18 protein-coding genes and 1 pseudogene are annotated in these 21,529 nt (G+C 36.0%); 12 read left to right on the top strand and 7 right to left on the bottom strand.

Going from position 1 to position 21,529, the window contains the following annotated elements:
- The first annotated feature begins 84 nt into the window (after positions 1-84).
- The 4 genes from A7K50_RS07760 to A7K50_RS07745 all read left to right on the top strand — a co-directional run bounded on the left by A7K50_RS07760 (position 85) and on the right by A7K50_RS07745 (position 3,109).
- Positions 85-936 (top strand): hypothetical protein, encoded by an 852-nt coding sequence (locus tag A7K50_RS07760; protein WP_243103686.1) that lies wholly within the window; start codon positions 85-87, stop codon positions 934-936.
- A gap of 24 nt (positions 937-960) precedes the next feature.
- The gene (locus A7K50_RS07755) at positions 961-2,232 is read left to right on the top strand and encodes a hypothetical protein (protein ID WP_119775376.1); all 1,272 of its coding nucleotides are present in this window, start codon (positions 961-963) and stop codon (positions 2,230-2,232) included.
- A 407-nt stretch (positions 2,233-2,639) separates the two neighbouring features.
- Positions 2,640-2,849, top strand: coding sequence for a hypothetical protein (locus A7K50_RS07750; RefSeq protein WP_119775374.1), 210 nt, complete (start codon positions 2,640-2,642; stop codon positions 2,847-2,849).
- Positions 2,850-2,944: 95 nt separating this feature from the next.
- Entirely contained in the window at positions 2,945-3,109 is a 165-nt protein-coding gene (locus tag A7K50_RS07745) for an SOS response-associated peptidase family protein (protein WP_119775372.1), read from the top strand.
- On the opposite strand, the pseudogene A7K50_RS07740 reads toward A7K50_RS07745, so the two are convergent.
- A pseudogene (locus A7K50_RS07740) lies at positions 3,104-3,535 on the bottom strand (DNA polymerase IV); the annotation flags it as partial. The gene A7K50_RS07745 and the pseudogene A7K50_RS07740 overlap by 6 nt on opposite strands.
- A 13-nt stretch (positions 3,536-3,548) precedes the next feature.
- Positions 3,549-3,809, bottom strand: a complete 261-nt coding sequence (locus tag A7K50_RS07735) for a hypothetical protein (RefSeq protein WP_119775370.1) — start codon at positions 3,807-3,809, stop codon at positions 3,549-3,551.
- A gap of 308 nt (positions 3,810-4,117) precedes the next feature.
- On the opposite strand from A7K50_RS07735, the gene A7K50_RS07730 reads away from it, so the two are divergent.
- The 8 genes from A7K50_RS07730 to A7K50_RS14320 all read left to right on the top strand — a co-directional run bounded on the left by A7K50_RS07730 (position 4,118) and on the right by A7K50_RS14320 (position 15,860).
- Positions 4,118-6,028 (top strand): Dam family site-specific DNA-(adenine-N6)-methyltransferase, encoded by a 1,911-nt coding sequence (locus A7K50_RS07730; protein WP_243103685.1) that lies wholly within the window; start codon positions 4,118-4,120, stop codon positions 6,026-6,028.
- 12 nt (positions 6,029-6,040) lie between these two features.
- Entirely contained in the window at positions 6,041-7,753 is a 1,713-nt protein-coding gene (locus A7K50_RS07725; protein ID WP_119775367.1) for an AlwI family type II restriction endonuclease, read from the top strand.
- Between the two features lie 304 nt (positions 7,754-8,057).
- A complete protein-coding gene (locus tag A7K50_RS07720) occupies positions 8,058-9,017 on the top strand; it encodes a hypothetical protein (protein WP_119775365.1) in 960 nt (319 codons plus the stop codon).
- 57 nt (positions 9,018-9,074) lie between these two features.
- On the top strand, positions 9,075-10,715 hold the full coding sequence (locus A7K50_RS07715; RefSeq protein WP_119775364.1) for an AAA family ATPase: 1,641 nt from the start codon (positions 9,075-9,077) through the stop codon (positions 10,713-10,715).
- Complete coding sequence (locus tag A7K50_RS07710; protein WP_119775362.1) at positions 10,708-11,814, top strand: UvrD-helicase domain-containing protein; 1,107 nt, start codon at positions 10,708-10,710, stop codon at positions 11,812-11,814. Before A7K50_RS07715 ends, A7K50_RS07710 begins: the two co-directional genes overlap by 8 nt.
- A gap of 168 nt (positions 11,815-11,982) precedes the next feature.
- Positions 11,983-13,731 carry a hypothetical protein gene (locus A7K50_RS07705; RefSeq protein WP_119775360.1) on the top strand — a complete coding sequence of 583 codons (1,749 nt, stop codon included), beginning with the start codon at positions 11,983-11,985 and terminating at the stop codon, positions 13,729-13,731.
- A gap of 108 nt (positions 13,732-13,839) precedes the next feature.
- The gene (locus A7K50_RS07700; RefSeq protein WP_119775359.1) at positions 13,840-15,327 is read left to right on the top strand and encodes an ATP-binding protein; all 1,488 of its coding nucleotides are present in this window, start codon (positions 13,840-13,842) and stop codon (positions 15,325-15,327) included.
- A 359-nt stretch (positions 15,328-15,686) separates the two neighbouring features.
- A complete protein-coding gene (locus A7K50_RS14320) occupies positions 15,687-15,860 on the top strand; it encodes a hypothetical protein (RefSeq protein WP_243103684.1) in 174 nt (57 codons plus the stop codon).
- Positions 15,861-16,191: 331 nt separating this feature from the next.
- Here the strand turns inward: A7K50_RS14320 and A7K50_RS07690 are convergent, their stop codons facing one another.
- The 5 genes from A7K50_RS07690 to A7K50_RS07670 form a co-directional block, all read right to left on the bottom strand.
- Positions 16,192-16,716 (bottom strand): HD domain-containing phosphohydrolase, encoded by a 525-nt coding sequence (locus tag A7K50_RS07690; RefSeq protein WP_119775357.1) that lies wholly within the window; start codon positions 16,714-16,716, stop codon positions 16,192-16,194.
- Between the two features lie 313 nt (positions 16,717-17,029).
- Positions 17,030-17,995, bottom strand: a complete 966-nt coding sequence (locus A7K50_RS07685; RefSeq protein WP_119775355.1) for a radical SAM protein — start codon at positions 17,993-17,995, stop codon at positions 17,030-17,032.
- Positions 17,996-18,079: 84 nt separating this feature from the next.
- Complete coding sequence (locus A7K50_RS07680) at positions 18,080-18,853, bottom strand: hypothetical protein (RefSeq protein ID WP_119775353.1); 774 nt, start codon at positions 18,851-18,853, stop codon at positions 18,080-18,082.
- Between the two features lies 1 nt (position 18,854).
- Positions 18,855-20,042 (bottom strand): U32 family peptidase, encoded by a 1,188-nt coding sequence (locus A7K50_RS07675; RefSeq protein WP_119775352.1) that lies wholly within the window; start codon positions 20,040-20,042, stop codon positions 18,855-18,857.
- A gap of 28 nt (positions 20,043-20,070) precedes the next feature.
- A complete protein-coding gene (locus tag A7K50_RS07670; RefSeq protein WP_119775350.1) occupies positions 20,071-21,525 on the bottom strand; it encodes a radical SAM protein in 1,455 nt (484 codons plus the stop codon).
- Positions 21,526-21,529: the final 4 nt, after the last annotated feature.

The raw sequence follows: 21,529 nt of genomic DNA, 5'->3' as shown, positions 1-21,529 counted from the left end.
TTGGGCAATGATTAAAGTTTGATTAGCATAGCGTTAAAATAATATGGCGCTTTAAGTAAAAAAGATGGAGGGGATATCTTGAAGGTGATTTTAAGCAGAAAGGGGTTTGATTCTACTGCTGGTGGATATCCAAGCCCGCACTTCATCGAAAGTGGTCGTTTGCTTTCCTTTCCAATTCCTGAGGATGAAATAGGCATCATAGGCCGGACTTATGCAGATTTAAGATTTGATGAAGAGTCTTCATATTTAGATATAATGAAGCAATTGGGACTCAACAAATTTGATAATAAATACGTTCATCTTGACCCAGATATTAATCCTTCAATTCTAAACAGTAGACATAGTGACTGGAGAGGGTTATTTGGGCAAAGTAGCAGTGCTCAAGCGCATTTAAACCACAAAGGGGTTAAGCCTGGGGATTTGTTTTTATACTTTGGATGGTTTCGTGATGTGGTTAAAATGCATAACGGATATAAGTATGTGAGTGGCACAGACCGACATATTATCTGGGGTTATTTACAGGTAGACGAAGTCCAAAAGATAGCGCCACAAAAAAGTTATGAAGAGTGGAAAGAGAATCATCCACACTATTGCTATAGAAACAGGGAACAGAATACAGGCTATATCGCTAATAAGGATTTAAGTTTCTCCCCTAACTTACCAGGATATGGAGTTTTTCATTATAAGGATTCACTGGTCTTAACCTGTCCAGAACAAAAGAAACGATCGGTTTGGAAACTTCCTAGATTCTTTCATCCAAGCTACGGTACAAAGGTGAGTTACCATGGAAAATGCTTTGATAAATCAAATAAGCCTATATGGGAATTATTTGACACTCATTGTCTCCTTAATAGTGTCGGCAGAGGACAGGAATTTGTGATTGAAGGTAACGATGAAATTGGTAAATGGGTAAAACAATTATTCGATGGGATATAAATGCAATAGTACGTGAGGTGGAATATGGATCATCTGAATGTTTTTAATCCGTATAAAAACAAATCAAACAATCATGAAGATGAGCTTACAAGGAGTTTTCTTATTCTTCTTAAGAACATTCCAATAGTCCAGGTAATGTTCTTTGAAATGGTAAGAAACGAACTGCCAGAATGTAAGATAGACTCTATTGCAAATGGCGACTTGGGAGTTGAAGAGGTATATACCCAGTTATCGAATTCAAATAACATCTTCACTTCCAGTGCAGTTGAGGGTCGTACGCTGCTTTCGATAATCATTTCTGATGATAAATTAGATCAGGAAGTGAAGGTGCAAAATGATGATAGACAAGCTCGTTACGATGGAGTAATACTATGTAATCCTTCCTGGCTATTCATCGTGGAAAATAAACCTTCTCGAGAGAATATATGGCTTGGTCAGTTAAATCCAAACGTTTCAGAGGAAACTGATATCAACATAATAGATAAGCCATGTTGTTTATCGTGGAGGGGAGTTATCTCAGGTTTAAATTCTCTAATTCAAAATAACATGGTAACCGGACTTGAGAGGGTTTTAATTGAGAACTTTATTGAGTATGTAGACAACGAATACTCTTGGATTAATCCTTATACAACTTTTGGAGTTTGTAAAAGCAATTTGTACCTATTAAATAAGCGTTGTATCTTGGTAATGGCCAATTGCAAACTTCCAGGAATAAGTTCTGAAGTTAAATACCATAGAGGTTGGAAGTATTATATCGAAAGTGGCAGAAATACAGTTAAGCAAATTGCTTTAGATGCAAATCAAGTAGCTTCCGATTGGACAATTGATCTATGGATGTATGCCGGAGATACCATGAACTCAGCCAGAGAAACATTTGAGAAGCTTGATATAAATAAATTATTCGAGTTACAGACTCAAGGCTTTGAGATATCAAAGAATTTTCATATTTCATACCGCTCAAGTAACTTATTGTGGTTTGACGGTAGTCTAACAATTGAAGAGTATTTAAGATTCTGGAAAAGAGAATACAAAACTTTAAAGCAGGTCAAAAGGGCAGATTTCAGTACATTATTTGATACTCTTGAGCAGAATCAGATCATCGTAACAGAAGATAGAAGTATGATTCAGGAAAAAATCTTAACTAAGAACTATGACAAACTCAATATTTGCCCGGGTTTTCTTGTTAAATATACCTGGCCCAGTCAAACAGCAATAAGTCTTGATAAAAGTAATAATTTTGAAGCTGATTTTAGAGATAAAGTTAAGGCTGTATTTGGTGCCTTTGGCGGTATCTAATCCATCATTAAAGGTGGTTTTTATGTTTTCAGGGCTTCATTTATTCTCTTGGTCCGGCAATCATTCCATCAAAAGATATCAAAACAGGGAACATCTACCCAAGCGAGCGTGTATGGTGTCATTTTGATACCATTATCATATTTCTAAAGCTAGGGATTTAACAAAGAAAAGAATGGAAAATTTATTTAGAGGAGGGGTAGATCAATGGAAATAACTTTTCAGCAAGTGTGAGGAATTCCCGTGCGAAAAAGGTATACCGGAACATATCAGAACCGCTTGGATTGACGGTAACAATTACATAAGAAATCACGGTTTTGAAAAGTATCTTGAGGAACATAAACACATAGCCCACTATATCGGTTGTTATAATTCCGATATGAATAATTATTCTTAAAAGGAGTAACGCAATGAGTGATGAATTAAAAAACATACTTATTAAGTTTTCGGAATCAGGTTGGGATTTAATTGATGTCCCCGCAAGAGAATATCTAAATGGTACAGGTAATAAAGAAACATTGATTACAGCTATAAAACAGGCAGACGAAGAGTGTGGTAATTGTGGTTGTGAATTTGACGCTCTCTATAAAAAAGCATTAGCAATTTTATGCACAGTATGAGCATTATGGGGTGTTAAAATATTTTGATTGTGTTTCGCAGGATTATCCATATTAGACGTAGAATAAGCGCACTATTTGCATAGAGGATAGGGCCTATGTGTGGAAGATTGACATTGACCTTAACAGGGGAACAAGTGGCAGAAATCGTAAATATTGCCGAAGAAATAGATTGGAAAGCTCGGTATAATATTGCTCCTATGCAACCGGTTCCTGTGGTAGTTAATGACGGGGAAAACCATCTGAGACTATTCCAAGCCTAACTGTTCCTTGATCTGATCTTTGAGACGGTAAGCAGCGGGAAGGGGATCTCCCAGTGCTTTCTCCATCCCGGCGTAGTCCAGAAAGTATTCATCAATAGAATATTGCTCCACCAAAGGGGAGAATTCCCGCAGCACGTCTCCGAAAGCAGTGCTGCATTGCATATACAAATAATAGTTGGGCGGGACAATAATCAGTTCGGGACATTTTGATTTGGCTTCATAGACCGATTGCCCGGCTTGAATACCAAATTTCTTGGCAGGAATGGATTTGGTTAACACGATACCGTGCCTGGTTTCCGGATTACCGCCAACAATTGCTGGAACGGTACGTAAATCCAAAGGATCACCATGCTGAAGACGGTGAACCGCTTCCCAAGATAAATAGGCTGAATTGGCGTCGACATGGAAAATAATCCGCCTGCTCAAAGATTAGTCACCTCTAAATCTTATACAAAAACCATTTGCCGGTGCTTGGCTCAAACTTTAATTCAAAGATTTTCAAAGCTCCGTTAATAGTACTCTGGCAGCGGAACGTAATCATTTTGTTGCCGGCTAATTTCTCTTCGGAGCGAAAACACACTTGTTCCACGGTAATGATAGAAGGGGAATCATTCTCCATAATCCTGAACTTTAACGGTGTGGACATTCCGTCAAGCTTAAAAGAAGCTATCACTTCAATAGGCTGCATTATGATTTTCATAGCATTCCCCCCGTACAAGTTAAAACTCAGTAAAATAATACGAACAAATGTTCGTATTAAGATTATAGCCCAGCAATGCGCTAATGGCAAGATTTCTTGGATGGAAATATTAGTCATAACATAAAACATATCATGATAACTGATGAGAGGGAGCGAAAAACAAAATATTAATAAAAAAGAAAAACTGACGTTCTTGTATAGATTTGTTCTACTTAAAATTGTGACATATGTGATATTATAGAGATATAAAAAACGGTGCTAAAATCTTTGGGAAAATATTAGCTGCACCAGAAATGGGGCCGTATACATTGGTCAATTCGATAGGCAGTGAAGCTGAACAATATCAACCGAGTATTCCCGCACGCCCTTTGCTTAAATGGGCGGGTGGTAAGACACAAATGCTCAATGATATCTTACCTAAGATTCCCACTTCGTATGGTCGATATATAGAGCCATTCGTTGGTGGAGGAGCGCTTTTCTTCGCGCTTAATCCTTCCGATGGAGTTATTGCAGATAGCAACCCCGAGTTAATTAATATGTACAGGCAAGTAGCAGATCATGTTGATGAAGTTATTACATACCTTCAAACTTACAGCAATACAGAAGAAATGTTTTATGCGGTCAGATCACTTGAATGGCATGAGCTTTCACCACCTGAGGCAGCAGCAAGGACAATCTACCTGAATAAAACATGTTTCAATGGATTATATAGAGTAAATAAAAAGGGGCAATTCAATGCCCCCTTCGGTCGATATAAGAACCCAAAGATTTGTGATTTTGAGGCTTTATATGCAGCATCTGCTGTTTTGCAAAGAGCTACAATTGTGTGTGCAGATTATCTACAAGTTTTAAAAGACTATGCAAAGCCGGGTGACCTTGTTTTTCTTGACCCACCATATCTTCCTATATCAGAGTACTCGGATTTCAAAAGATACACAAAGGAACAGTTTTATGAAGAAGATCATGTAGAACTTGCGAATGAGATAAAGCGGCTTCATGATTTGGGCTGCCATGTAATTCTTACAAATTCCAACCATCCATTAGTACATGAGCTTTATGGAACGTTTAATATTGAGGTTATACAAACCAAACGATACATATCTTGTAATGGTAATAGTCGTAAGGGGGAGGATGTCATTGTTGCAATTCCTCCGAAAAGGAATATTGTTCTGTCGGTTGAGCCGAAGCCCTTGCCAGCCCAGGTAGCCAAATATCCATCAACCCGCTTTATGGGTTCTAAGAGTAAGTTACTATTACAGATATGGGACATTGCTTCACAGTTTAAATTTGATAGTGTTGTAGATCTGTTCGCGGGATCGGGTATTGTGGGGTACATGTTTAAAGCTCAAGGGAAAACAGTTATCAGTAATGATTACATGGCAATGTCTGCAACCTTTGCTAAAGCCATGATTGAGAACAATTCGGTTATTCTTCCACGAAGTGAAGCACAAAAACTACTGATAGATTCACAGGAGTCTGATCATTTTGTTACTAACACTTTTACCGGACTATATTTCACTGATCATGATAATGCGCTTATTGACACCTTGCGTACAAATATCAAAGCTATCCGAGATCCATATAAACGTGCGATAGCTATGTCTGCATTGATCCGTGCGTGCATTAAAAAGCGAGCTCGTGGCATTTTTACCTATACGGGTGATCGCTATAATGACGGTAGAAAAGATCTGAAAAAATCTCTTGAAGAGCAGTTTATGGATGCTGTAACTGTCGTAAATAACTCTGTTTTTAATAATGGGAAGGTTAATAAAGCAAAAAACAGTGATGCCATGAAGCTGCGAATTGATAAGTCAGACTTGGTGTATATTGACCCACCATATTATTCTCCTTACTCTGATAATGAGTATGTACGCCGTTATCATTTCGTCGAAGGTCTCGCTCGAAATTGGGAAGGTGTTGAAATACAGCAGCATACTCAAACCAAAAAGTTCAAGTCATATTCTACGCCCTTTTCAACGAGGAAAGGTGCTGCCAATGCCTTCGGCCTTTTATTTAAAAAATATGCTAATAGTATAATTATCGTTTCCTATTCATCAAACAGTTTACCAACGCTTGATGAAATGGTTTCCATTCTCTCCAAACACAAGGAACACGTAGAAGTTATACCTGTGGATTATCGGTATTCTTTTGGCAACCAGGGTAACCGTGTGGGAGACAATAAGAACCAAGTGCAAGAATACCTTTTTGTGGGATATTGAGGAGATATAGCTATGACACTTTGGTACATAGGTAACACATCCGTCAGAAGTGCATTCCGATTACGTGATGGTTTGGTTGCACTTTCAACGTCTTACCTACAAGGCAATATGCGAGGTCAAGATGGTGACCGCGCTTTCCGAGAATTACTGGGGCAGCATGGCATTGTTTCGCTTGGAACAGACGAAACAAACAGCGTTGGACGTAAATGGCGATCAGCTCTTGGAAAGTTGGGGTTTCTGTACCCGGAGATACCTCGTTCTTCTACAATTCGTCAAGAAGACGTTGGAGCAATGGATACTATTACACCCAATGGATGGCGACTGATACGATCGGAAACTGTGCCTGCTATGCAGGAATGCTTTTTGCGATCTTTAGCAGCGCAATTTATGCCGATTCAAAATGAGGATAGACAAACAACTTGGTTTTCGCCTCTGCGCCATACTTTAGCAGTCCTTCTTGAGTTGGAACGTCAAACTGGAGAAGCATATGTAAGCTTTATTGAGATGGCACTTATAGTTCAGGCGACGAGTAGCGCAGACAATATTGCTACTGTAGTAGCAAACATTATTACTTTAAGGAATGAGAGAAATGCTGCTGCCTCAAAACGTCGATTTGATTCAGTAAAATATGAAGAAGCAGGAAATACATTTGGTCTAATGCCAGCGACCTTTCGCGACTATGCAGATGCCAATCTCCGGTATTTAAAAGCTACCGGCCTTGTCCAAAATAGAGGACGAGGTATAGCTTTAGTACCTGAAAAGCGTCTGTTTGCAGAGTTAATGGCAAGAGATATCTCTGCACCAGCTAGCGAGCTTGAAAGGTATACTACCTTGTGTAATGGGGCACAGCTCCCGACCGACACTCAGGATGCAGCGTTGAATGTGCTTCATGATTTAATTGCACAGTTATCACGTATGGGGATCCCGTTTATACTTGGGGACCGGCCAGTAAATACGCCAGCTGATATCGCCATTATACGGCACGAAATTGAAGATATTATTTTTAAACAAAAAGAAGAAATTTATGCTAGAGAGCAAGCCGACCAATGGGAAGAAATTGCTACTTACATTGATCTCATCGCTTCACGTAGAGATCGTCGCCGCATAGATGAGGAAAACGAGATAGTTATCCCTCGTAGTGAGACCCCTGCCTATCTAGAGTGGATATTATGGCGGGCTTTCTTGGCTATTGATAGTTTAGAAAACAAACCATATGAAGCCAGGCGTTTTAAGGTTGATCAGGACTTTTTACCGGTTGGCACTGCTCCTGGAAATGGCCCGGACTTGATTATGGAGTTTCGTGATTTCGTTATAGTTATTGAAGTTACTTTGACAGAAAGTTCAAGACAAGAGGCGGCAGAAGGGGAACCTGTCCGTCGCCATGTGGCTGATCTTATGAACCACTATACCGAAGCTAATGGGAAACCAGTTTATGGCCTGTTTATTGCAAACAATATAGACTCTAATACTGCAGAAACATTCAGAATTGGTGTGTGGTATTCCCGAAGTGATGAGAGAATGCACTTGCAGATTATTCCAATAACAATTTCACAATTTAATTCATTTTTTAAGGCTTTGTTTACTACAAACAATGCCACACCAGAAGCTGTAATAAACTTAATGAATGATTGCGAGCAATACCGAGCAGGCTGTGAAGCCCCTGAGTGGAAAAATATGATCAGCCAGACTATTGAACGAACAGTTTCTGGTATGGTCGCTCAATAACGAAATGAGTATTTATACAATATCCAAGATATAATAAAAAACCTTCATTAATAATATAAACAGTTTCGACTTTTACTAAGTTTATTATTAAGGAATTACTTTACAAAATCGCCAGAAAAGTGTGCTAATAACATTTTGGTGATTTTTGTTATTTTGTGGTTGATTTTGCTATTATAGAAGGATATAAAGGGAAAATGTGGAATTATCATATAGATATGCTTAAATAGCCTATCTCTTAAGTAATAACAGCTTGTTTCATTTTACTAACGATAAACAGGATGGATGATAGTGGAGATAAAAATCCATGATTAAAATACCAATTACATTTAATTCTGATGAAAAAGGTTACCTTGATCGAGAGTGTCCGAACGAAAATTGCCTTTTTGCGTTTAAAGTTTACATGGACGATTGGAAAGAAAAAATCTCTGATGAAGAAGTACACTGCCCAATGTGCGGACATGTTGACACATCTGACAAGTGGTGGACACAAAAGCAGCTTGAAGATATGCGTAGAATAACTCAAAGCTTTGCCATGGAGTATATTCATGAAGAATTAGACAAAACCTTCAGAGATTTAGAACACAGTACGCGTCATAATAAGTTTATGAAATTTACATATAAACCCGGTAGTAGAACCAGTTTTAATAACAATCCTTTGGGACAAAGCAAAGAATGGGAGCAAGAAATACAATGCCCTCAATGCTATACACATTATAGTGTAATTGGCTCAGCCTATTTTTGTCCTTGCTGTGGTTTTAATGCGATTGAAGATGTCATTGATGAATCTTTAGATACGATTGTAAAAATGATAGAGTCCTTGTCAGAGATGGAAGAGCTATTGACACAGTCTTTTGGAAAAGATAAGGCTATAACAATGTGCCGAGCTATGCTTGAAGGTAGTTTAGGGGATGTTGTTTCAGCTTTCCAAAAATTTGCTGAAATGAAATACAAATCGTTATCCTGCAAAGTAGCACGGGTTAACGATTTTCAAATAGTGGAAAAAGGAAGTAATTTATTTCAAGAAGCAACAGGAAAAGGTTATGACGAGTGGCTTACGAAAAATGAAATTTCTGAAATGACTTTAATGTTTCAAAAACGGCATATTTTCGAACACAACGGTGGCATCGTTGATGAAATGTATATGAGGAAGTCAGGTGATTCCTCATATAAAATTGGTCAAAGGTTAGTACTTAGAAGAGAAGATACGTTAAAATTGATTCAAATAGTTAAAACACTATGTGTAGGAATTAAAACATTATCATGAAAATGATTCAACAAGTTTGATTAAGACATCTTTTGTTACTGACAAGGAGATTACCTTATGTCTATAAGAAAAATTCGGATATGTAATTTTAAGTGCTTTAAAGGCGAATTTATTCTTGAAGTTAATGAAGGTATTAATATTCTTGTTGGAAATAACGAAGCGGGAAAATCAACGATCCTAGAAGCTATAAATATTGCTCTTACGGGTTTATATAATGGTAGACATATTAAGACGGAATTGTCGCAGTATATGTTCAATAATGAAGTTATATCTAATTATATTGAATCAATAAGCAAAGGTGAAAAAGTATTGCCTCCGAGCTTTATTATAGAACTATATTTTTCTGAAGGTACATGCCCTTTGTTTGAAGGCAATGGAAATGCTGAAAAAACGAAAGCTGAAGGACTTATGCTCAAAGTTGAGTATAACGAAAAATACAATGATGAGTATGAATCCTTAATTACTTCACGCGATTTGTTAAGTTTGCCGATTGAATATTATGACGTGGTTTGGGAGTCATTTGCACGGCAAGCAATTACTAGCAAGGGTATTTTGATGAAATGTGCCATGATCGACTCAACAAGTAGCAGGTTTCAGAATGGTTCAGATGTCTATATTTCAAGAATCATAAGGAATCTATTGGATTCTGATGATATTACTCATGTGGCGCAGGCTCATAGAAAAATGAAAGAAAACTTCATGAGTGACAGTTCGATAGCAGAGATCAATAAAAAAATTAATACACTGCCATCAATTACAAAAAAGAAAATCGAACTGAGTGTTGAACTGGGAACCAAAAGTGCTTGGGAAAGTAGCTTGATAACCCAACTTGATAGCATCCCGTTTAGCAATATCGGCAAGGGCGAACAATGCGTCGTCAAAACGGAATTAGCCTTATCGCACAAGAAAGCTCAAGAAGCAAATATTATTTTACTTGAGGAGCCTGAATGCCATCTTTCACATACAAAACTGAATCAATTAATTTCCGCAATTGAAGCTAAGTATAATGAAAAACAAATCATTATCTCCACCCACAGTAGTTTCGTTGCAAATAAACTTGGACTTGATAATATCTTATTACTTAACCAGCAAAAAGCAATTCGGTTCTCGAACTTAAAGTCAAACGAGTTTTTCAAAAAGATTGCCGGGTATGATACGCTTCGGCTCATTTTATGTGAAAGCGCTATTTTAGTCGAAGGTGATTCGGATGAACTTGTTGTTCAAAGGGCATATATGGACTTACATGACGGTAGGCTTCCGATCCAAGACGGAATTGATGTTATTTCGGTGGGTACGTCGTTTTTGAGATTTTTAGAGATAGCCGATTTATTATATAAACAGGTTACAGTTGTCACAGATAATGATGGTGATATCGAAGCAATAAATAAAAAATATGTAAACTATATTGGGGAAAATCTGAAACCTTACGTCAAATTATGCGTGGACTTAAATGTTGATACGGGATCTTTGGTAATTGGGAAACAAGCTTATAACTACAATACGCTTGAACCAAAATTACTTAAAGCAAATAATCTTACTCTATTTAATAAAGTGTTGGGAACTTCTTACAAGAAAGAAGATGATTTGCGTATATATATGAAAAATGAAAAAACGGAATGTGCCTTAAAAATATTTTCGAGCTCCGAAAAAATTAATTATCCTGATTATATTTCAAAAGCTGTTAAAGACAATGAATAATAAGTTGATTATTGCTGCGGCAGGCTCGGGGAAAACAACATATATCGTAGAACAAGCACTTATGGTTAAACATTCAAAAGTGTTGATTACCACTTTCACCGAAGCAAACAGTAAAGAGATACTAAAGAAATTCATTGAAGTTAACGGTGCGGTTCCGCCAAATGTCATGATACAAACATGGTTTTCTTTTCTGTTACAGCATGGCGTAAAACCTTTTCAAGGGGTGCTAACGGAACATAGAATAAACGGTATTTTGTTGGTAAATACAAAATCAGCGGTTAAATATTTCTTTAGGGGTAAACCGATTTGCTTTCCCGAGACCGATGTTAATATGCATTATTTTGATCCCCAGTACAGACTATATACCGATAAATTATCGAAATTTGCTTTTCGTTGTAACGAAAGAACAAATGGTGATGTGATAAAGAGAATCTGTAAAATCTATCAATATATTTTTATTGATGAGATTCAGGATATGGCTGGTTATGACTTGGATTTGATCAAGTGTTTAATGCAAAATGCAGACAATTTATTGATGGTAGGAGATCCTCGCCAAGTTACATATCACACACATGATGAGCAAAAAAACAAATCATATATTAACGGTGCAATAGATAAATATATTCAAGAAAAATGCGAAGGAATATCGTGTAAAATCGACATATCTTCACTTAAACACTCTTATAGAAATAATAATAAAATTTGTATATTTGCAAACAGCATTTTTCCGGAATATGAGGCTTGTGAGTCAAAGAGCGACAAAACTAGCGAACATGACGGAGTTTTTTTATTAAAATCATCTGATGTGGATGAATATTTGAAGAAGTTTAGACCGGTACAGCTAAGAGATAGCGTTAAAACACTAGTAAATATTAATTATCCCGCTATTAACATCGGTGAATCAAAAGGGCTAACTTTTGAAAGAGTGTTGCTTTATGCCACAAAACCAATGACTGATTGGATGAGAAACCATTCTACAAGTTTGAAAGACCAAAGCAAATCGAAATTTTATGTTGCCGTAACAAGGGCAAAATTCAGTACTGCAATAGTTTTTGATTATAGAGATAATGAAACTATTGAAGGATGTGAAAAGTATTAATATATAATTTCAAATTAAAAAACAGCTTCTAATAAGGACTTACCATGCTAAAAAACAAAAATTCTTTTCAAAAAAGTATGATACTTGTCTCCTTTTGTTTAATAGTAAAACGTAAATAAATACTAACTATGAGGGGTACTGTCCTAGCATTAATGAGAGGGTGATAATGTGGGTGGTAAAGAATCTATACGAGGTTTTCTCTATCAAGGCTTTGCATCTGTGCTAGAGGCATTAACGCAAGAGTTCTGGGACAAAATTTATGTAGAATACCCAATAGGAAATAAAGTAGATATAGCTCTTGAATCACAAGGGAGTCTAATAAAATCGATACAAGTAAAATCATCCATAAATCTATTTAATAAAAGTAGTATAGTGGCATGGATGAATGAACTTGCGACAGAAGCACCATCCAAGGAATACTCGATTTTTCTTATTGGTTCATGCGATGAGGATGCAAATACTTTTATAAATGCTATATCATATTATAAAACAGGGGTTATACCTGAAAAATCCAGAAAATCCTTAGAAGGCTTCGATACAACTTTTTTTGATACACATAATATAACAATTACTGTGCTACCTTTTGATGAATTAATTTTACAAAGCATTACCAGAGATGCACTACATAAATATTTATCCTTTAAAGAATTTAGATTGGATTATAAATGTTTAGAACTAATTGCAGCATCGGTAATTTTTACTCAGATGCTACTAGGAACAAAAGGAAAGAACATTTCAAAGGTAGATTTTGATAAAAGAATATTTGATTGGATAGACCTTACAAGCGGGGGCATGTTAAAAAGTGTTTTTCAACATGCTAAACTTGAGTTAGTTTTTTATAATCAAGAAACAAATGAATACTCACCAACTATGCCGGAGTGCAATATTACTAAGTACTATAGTTATAAAAAATATTTGCAGAGTTGTAGAGATAATTGTTTTAACTTAATTAGGGATATAGATAGCATTAAATTACCAACCCACGATACTGAGGAGTTAAAAGAAAAGGAAAATGAGATAATCGCAATAAATGAAATAAATCCTGAACCTCAAAGTCTTATCAGTTCAGGTATGCTTAAGAATTTGGTTCCTCATAATAGTACGAGTTTTATACCAAATATTCTTGAACTTTTTAGTAGCTATGCTGAAATTCCCGATACAAAGAAAGAAGATTATATCAGAGAAATTAAAGAATTATTTGATCTTGAAATAGAAAAAGAATTTTTCTTTGTTGGTAACTTAAAAAAGGAAGTGAACCTTGGCACTTTTGGAAACACATCATATAAATACCATGGTAGTGATGTTGAAAAACAAAAACATGATTTAATAATTGATTTACAGTGTGAAATTGCCATATATAAGATATTAATTGATTTTATAAACAATATTAGAATGTGCTGCGCTCTTCCAATAGCTATACATAATATAAGTGAAAACCCTGATAAAAACATTACTGTTAAACTTTTTATAGATAAGTCTTCTGTCGGGCTTTTTCAAGGAAATCAATATCCTACAAATGATTTTATTCAGTACATGGCAGAGCCTTTCTGCAAAGAAAACGGGATTATTAGCAGTGTATTTGGATTTAAAGCGGATAGTAATGTATCTGTAGAGCCAAAAAATCAGAGTTGGTACAAACCTAAAAATCACAATGGTACTTATGAATATACATCTGAGAATTTTTATACTGAACTAGACACATACATTGCACAAAACACCTATGACGACAAAGATTTTTACATTATTGAACTCAAACTTGAAAACGACTTACGCCCCAAGGAACTTAAATTTCTTAATAAGATTATCTTAATTCAATCACCGAAAGACAACTTAGAAATTAAATATAAAATATTATCTAATAATACAGATGGCTCAAATGAGGGAGTCTTAATAGTAACAAAATCTGATAGTCAGTAAATCTGAAGTTTTGAACATCATAGGTGTATTATAATAACTCAATGAAAAAGAACGACACTATGAACTTGTTAATTGCATGTTTATGGAAATAGAAAGGTAATACTAAAATTGAAATCTGTTAATTTATTGTCTTTGATTAATGCAAACAAAGATCTGCAAGAAACGGTTTTTGAGTTATACAAAGATAATTTTGCAATAAAAATTAAAGATAACGAATTAAATGATTTGGAGCTTTTTGTGAGTAATATTTTTGCTAGCACTAATAAGCTGATAGTATTTGATGAATTTTTTGTGGGATTTACAATAAACCAAATCAGTAAGGAGTTTGACCTTTTAAGGTTTGGCAAAAATTACATAATTAATATTGAGCTAAAAAATGAGACAACTAATGAAAAGATCCAAAAACAACTCAATAAGAATAAGTATTATTTGAGTTTTTTAGGAGTAGAAGTCTATTGTTTTACCTTTGTTGCTGGAATCAATAAGCTATTTATACTAAAAGACGATGGCAGCATCGAAGAAACCGACCTTAATTATTTAATTACTTTATTATATAAGCAGGAACTAGCGTATATCGAAGACGTAAACAAACTGTTCGATCCAACTAATTATTTAGTGTCTCCATTTAACTCAACCGAAGCATTTATTAATAATAGATATTTTTTAACCGATCATCAAGAAAGGATTAAGAATGAAATAGCAAAATTATGCGCTAGTCCGGGTAATGCTTATATCTCAATACATGGATCTGCCGGAACCGGTAAAACGCTTTTGACTTATGATATCGCAAAAGAATACATATCCAATTCAAATAAGATTTTAATAATTCATTGTGGAAGTTTAAATAGCGGTCAATATTTGCTAAAGACGGCACATAAATGGCCAATTACTTCAATTAAATTATATAAAGATTATGACCTGAAAACATATGATATCATATTTATTGATGAAACCCAGAGAATATATACGCACCAATTGGATGATATATTAGAAGAAATAAAAGATAATAACACTAAAATTATCTTTTCTTATGATTCTCAGCAAACCTTGTCATCATATGAAATAAGAAATAATATACCAAAATACATTTCGAAAAAACTTTCACCGCACGAATTCAGATTAACCGAAAAAATTAGAACGAACAAAGAGATCGCTTCATTTATTAAAAATTTGTTCGATCTTTCAAAGAAGAATCCGAATCAAAATTACGAGAATATTGATATCCAATATTTTACTGATCCAGAAGATGCGAAGAAGTATATTGGTTATCTTGATAATAAAGGATGGAAGGTTATTAATTTTACTCCATCAAGATACCATACATACCCATATGAAAAGTATCAAAAAAACGACGAAGATAATGCGCATAAAGTAATTGGACAAGAATACGATAATGTGGTCGCCGTAATTGATCGACATTTTTATTACAAGGACGGGAAATTAAATACTTGGGGTTATTCTACAACTCCTTATTATCATCCAACAAAAATGCTTTTTCAAATCGTAACCAGAACAAGAAAAAAGCTTTCTATTATAATAATCAATAATGAAAGATTACTTGATCAATGTTTAAGGATATTACAAAACAAAGTTTAGTAAAACGTCAAAAAGCTAACAGTAATAACTAAGATTTTCATTATCCACATAACGGTTTAACAACAATCGTGTATATCGTGTATAATCGTGTAAGAACGTGTAATTTTGCGATTGTGAGCGTGAGATTGTCTCAAAGGTGACGTCCAAACACAGTCGAGGCGAGGAGGCACATACCTCTCCTAATTATTGCGTAAATGTATAAAACTAAGACCTCCTACCCTCCTAAACGGCCCCCTTCTCCGATTCCTTGCCCCTGTGCCCTGGGCCTTGCTACACAATCTATAAAAAGTACAGGATGTATGTTAGAAGAAAATTAATAACGACAAAAACTAGACCATTCACAAAGTACTATAAAACCCATGCTTTCGGTATATGTCAGAGAGATTGCATCGCTCGAAGAAGTGATAGAAGAGTGCCTGTCCGGGAACATTGTTTTATTGATCAATGGTTCATCAGGGGCATTGGCCATGACTGGGGGCGGCGAGAGCTGCAGTGTGGAAATGCCGCAGAAGATTCCGTGGTCCGAGGACTAAGAGAAGGATTTACAGAAAGGATTCTTACCAATATTACATTGATTCGCCGAAAAGTTGAACAATTCATTGAAGATGACCCTTTTACCGTCTTTGCAACAATCGGCAATACGGAAAAAACCCGACATTGTTTCAGCTAAAATGCTGGAAGGGCGAATTGCGATTCTGATCGACAGTACCCCCTTCGTCCTGAAAATTGGCAATTACAAATTAGTTTTGAAAAAGTGCCTGCTAGATGTCCCCAATCGCCGTATAACTTTTCCCGTTTGACGGCGTCCTGTCCTATGTGTATTGATTGAAACAAGATCATGTGGACTTCGATGCGACTTACAATCTAAAATTCATTCTTAGTGTATAAAAGGTAAAAAAGTTTATAAAGTTCCGGATCATAAAATTCTTTTTGCCTTTTCATAATTTCAAATGCAGTTTCTGCTTTCATAGCCCTACGATAAGATCTATCACTTGTTAAAGCATCGAAAGTATCTGTGATCCTTATAATTCTTGCTCCTAAAGGGATGAATTGCCCTTTACGTCCATAAGGGTATCCGGTTCCATCAAAGTTTTCATGATGGTACAAGATATTAATTGCTATTTCTTCCGGATAACCAATTTTTTTTACTTCTTTGTAACTCAAAATAGAGTGGGTCTCAATATGCCTTCTTTCTTCACTTGTTAAATTACCTGGTTTATTTACAATATCCTGGGATAAAAAAGATTTACCTAAATCATGAAATAATGAGGATATATAATACTTACTTTTATCTTCTTCCGATAAACTTAAAAAATCAGCTAGGCGTTTACTCATATTTGCGACTCTAATAGCGTGTCTGAGATCCCTTAAATATATTACATCCGACATAATTTTCTCCTCTCAATAAATATGAACTTGTCTTTAAGTGCGCATTATTCCATAGAATTTCATTATTCGTTGCAACCTCTCTAAGAAGTTTAAGTATTGTGAATAATGCTGATATATATTGATATAAACACGTGCATTTGACAAAGTTAAACCCCGGTCACACCGGGGTCTAGTTTTATTTTGTGCATTCTGCAGCTTGGAGTTTGGATTACCAGGGCATCAAATCATCAAGAAGTGATGAATTACACTTAAAATCTATTCGGCATAGAGCTGCCAATAATTTTGTGCTTATACCCTTTAATACACAATCATACTAGGCTGATTTGTTCTGAATATTGTAACCTAAACATCCACCCTGGCATTTCTTCTCCTGCCAGAATCTACACCCACCACATTCTTTAAAGGCGGGATTAAAAAAACGTTTGCTATCGATCTCACGAATAAAGAATTCTTGAATTTTCGCAACGGTATCGAAATCTTTAATATTTACGGAAAGATAATCCTCAAAGACAAAACAACGCGCTACACTTAAATCCGGTCGTATATCCATTACCGGCCGACACATTTCTCTATGAACAAGGTCAAAACCGGAATAAATGAAATTAACAAGTTCCTCATTTGAAAAGATACACTTTGGAGGGTTGTTACAGTCTATATGGGGCATAATTCCATTTTCATGACATGAGTCCAAGAACTCGACCAAACGAGGGACATAACTTTCATAATGCTGAAGAGTCCCGGCTTGATTATTATTAGACGGGACCGTGATACTATAACGAATGGTTTTTAAGTTTAACTTCTTGCTCTCTTCAATAATATAACTGTAATCAAAATGAGGCTCAAAAATATTAATACCGAGCGTTACACGAGGCTCGATATTTCTTCTTCGGTATTCGAAAACCATATTTTCAACATTATTGACAGTTTTGCTATATATGTTTTCGCCGATTACTTTTGGGCCATTAAGATTAATTAAGAAAGATACTTTGGGGTGGACAATGGAATGGCTCAACTTCTGATCCAGAGCAAGGGCATTAGAAAATAATTGAATCTTATGAAAGAAAGGATCTTTAATTCCGTCATTAACCCATTGCTCGAATTTCGGGTGCAAGGTTGGCTCCCCCCCTAGAAGCCTTAATTCCGAATGCCCGGATCTTTTAAAGAAGTCAAGAATGTAAGCGTAATATTCATCTGAGATATTAACCTTGTTTTTGGGGTCACAGTTTGCAAAACAATAGGAACACTTTAAGTTGCAATAGTTATTTAACATTATATTCATTCTAAAAAACTCCTCAATAATTTATGAAATTAACTTTTATCTCTTTCGAAAAATGCAATCGCGGCTTAATAAGCGTTATATTCATCATCTCGTAATAACACTTTGGAATGTCTTAACATTTGTTACCGTTACGGCATTTGCAGATCCGGTACTGTTTCTTGCTGTTACGGTAAAGGTAATTGGTTGCCTTGCTGTGCCAGCAGGTACGTTATAACTACCCACCCACGTATTACCGGATGTATTAACAAACGTTATAGTCGTCGAATTTAGAGAATTTATTGCTGTAACCTGAGTAACAGTACCCGCGGTCGTTGCTGTAATTTGAATTGTCGTCCCAGGAAAAGCTACAGCTTGAACACTGGCTGTAACTGTCGGCGGCGGTACATAGTTATCCCAATTACCCCAATTGTAGTAATTGCTATAATTGTAATAATTGCTGTAATTATAATAATTGCCATAATTACTGTAATTGCTGTAATTAGAGTATTGGCTGTATTGGGAATAGGTTTCGGTATGGTTTTGCCAGTTGGTATGGTTTTCCCAAACACCGGCATTTGAATAATTGGCATTCCAATTGACATAATTACCGTAAATATTGTTATAAACATTCGTATAAGCCCCATAATTTGTGTAATTACTCCAACTTGACTGAGGCCAGGTCCATTGAACCCAGGCAAAGGCTTTCTCCGGCTCAAGCGAAAACTTCAATCCCCATGATGTTGAATATTTGCCATCCTTAGAATGCGGCCGGTCAGGATAATTATTTCCAATGACATCTTGAGTTATTGAGGTATGAAGGATGCTAAGTGAAACAAAAGCAAAGAGTAATTTTTTTAATCGCGTATACGTTCTTGACATTTCAATCACCTGCAGCACAAGATAGATTATTTGTTGTATTTTTGGCCAGCACATATTTTTCAATCAAAGCGGCTTTATGAAAGCAGTAATCACAGGCAGCACCGCACTGGGAAGAACACTGCGGTTTATTTTTTATAAAATGGTTAATATCAGGCATGTATTCAATGACTTTATTCATTCTTAAAGTCCCATATTGACTGAACGCTGTGTTCATAAAACGAGAGTTATAAGTATTGTAAAACTCGTTGAGCGCATATTCTTTGTCCGTTGCTCCAATCATGTAAGCCCGAATCTTATTTAATAATTCGGGCTTTGGATGGTCCCTGCCAACTAGCTTAATACTATTAGCTCCGGCTTTTTCTAATTCAGTTAATTCCCAAGGATAAATTATTCTGTTTAGAACCATTTGAATAGCGGGGTTACAGCCTGTTATTCGGTCACAGATAAACTTCGGAAATTCACGGAAGACCGGGCTGCATCGATGAATATTTTCCTGCCTGCCAAACAGAGTATAATGAATATTCTTTGTAGGGCAGCCATAGATACAAGCTTCATCTGCCATAAGTTCTAAACCGGTTTCCGGAAATAACTTTTTAAATGACTCGATAAAAGCAAAATCTTTATTCAGATCAGAAGCAGGAATAATATTGGAAATTCCTAAATTTTCAACAACATACTTTGCTTGGGTGATCGAACGGATATCCATCATCGTTGAAGCATTGACAGATAACCCATTGAATTCTTCCTTTAAAAAATCAGCCAGAAGCTGGCTGCCCACGGTTATGCTTCTAACGCCTATATCGGCAAGATGGCTGACAAACTGCTTGAACTGAGGGATATTGGATTCGAAATCATAAAGCGAAATGGTTGAAATGCTATTCATTAAATAAATGAACTCGATATTATTCTTATCGAGCTCTTGGATATACGGCCTTAAATCCTCTAAGGTAAGTATTTTGCTGTTTTCCTGAAAATTAACAGACCGGCCATGTTCAAAACCTGACTTGGCATAAGAAGTGTAAGGGAGACTGTTATAAGCAGAATGAATTTTATACTTTGTGTTTTTGCTGTTGAGATTAGATAACTGCTTTATATAATCGAAATCGAATAATAAAGGAACAGAAAAAACCATTTCTCTTGGCAGGCTCTTTAGAGAAATGGTTTGTTTTTTCTTAAATATATTGATCATACAAATTACACTCTTTTCTTAATATTTATTAAACGACTAAAAACTCCTTAAGCTTATTTTCCGCCTGAACCGGGGCATTAATAAGCTTAATCGACTCATCTAAAATCTTATCGATCATCTTGGCGCTCCGGAATTGATTCGTGAAAAGGAAATTAAGAAATCTTGGGTTATATTTAGGCATATCATCAAAATCAATTTCATTGATAACCCGAATGATATGGCTGATGACCTGTCTATGGATATAACAATTTTCAGGTTCAGGCTTATTCATCGATAAATCATATTGCAAATTATCGTTAAAGCAGCCACAGTGACAGGAAAAGTAAAAATCACAATCACTGCAGTTTTCAAGCATTCGGCGGGTACCCTCTATCCAACGTTGATGATTGGGATGATTAAGAATATCTTGGACTGACTCCATATCAAATATATTGCCGAAAGACACTGATGCGTTTTCGGGCCAGTCGCGGCCGCAGTGATAAATCGTGCCATCGGGCTGAGTTGAAAACCAATTGCTTGCGCAATCAGCAAAACTACAGGAGCCTCCGGCTTCTAACGCTGTCCGGAGATACCTTTCGCATATATCGGAATCAGCCGGTCTATAAGTATCCTTAATCCAGTAATCGAAGAATTTGCAAAGTTCTTTTGCAACAACTTTACCCTCCAAGGTATAGGAGTATGCATTTTTACTGGCTGAGAAAATGAGGTTCATTTTACATCCGATTCCCAAGCGCTTAAAATACTCGTACTCTTCAATCATGTGGTGGATGTTATCTTTGGTGAGAATTATAATGGCCCCGCCCATAATGCCGTATTTATCTGCCAAGGCCAACGACTTCATTAATTGACCGGTATTCTTGCGGGTTAAATGATTGGTTAACCCGTCAAAACTAAAGCCGGGGCGGATGTTAAATTTACTTAGCATAGCTGCATTATCATCATCGATTAAAGTTAAATTGGATTGCATACAGATATCCACATTCTTAAATTGCTGTCTGATTAAATCATTGGCTGTTTCATAAAAATCATGGTCAATCAGTAACGGTTCTCCCCCGTGCCATATCCAAGACCCAATATTTACACTTTTAAATACCTTAAGCAGTTGCTTAACAAGATCAAGCGATATTCTATTTCCTTCGGCATTCAGATCCTGGCGAAACATGACATCATAACAATATGGGCAGTGCAAATTACAAGCATGGGTAGTTTTGACAATAAGAGTTGTCGTATCGGGGTAGCCCATATTCTCAATGGCATCCATTCTTTTGAAATCAATATCGTTTTTAAAAAGATCTTTATGACGTTCAAACTGTTTTAGCGATGATGAAAACATCATCCGTTTATTATCGTCTATGACTTCCAAAATCTCCGAAGAATTCAATCCCGGCATGATTAACCGATAATTACAACTTCTGAGCTGTCTTTCATATCGATTGTTATATTTGCGAAATTGATGCAACTCATCTTTAGAAATTAAATTCATAAAT

The organism is Dehalobacter sp. MCB1, from assembly GCF_003590275.1.
GTDB lineage: Bacteria > Bacillota > Desulfitobacteriia > Desulfitobacteriales > Syntrophobotulaceae > Dehalobacter.
Note: the sequence above shows the minus strand (reverse complement) of the source record. Positions and strands in the feature narration are given on the sequence as shown.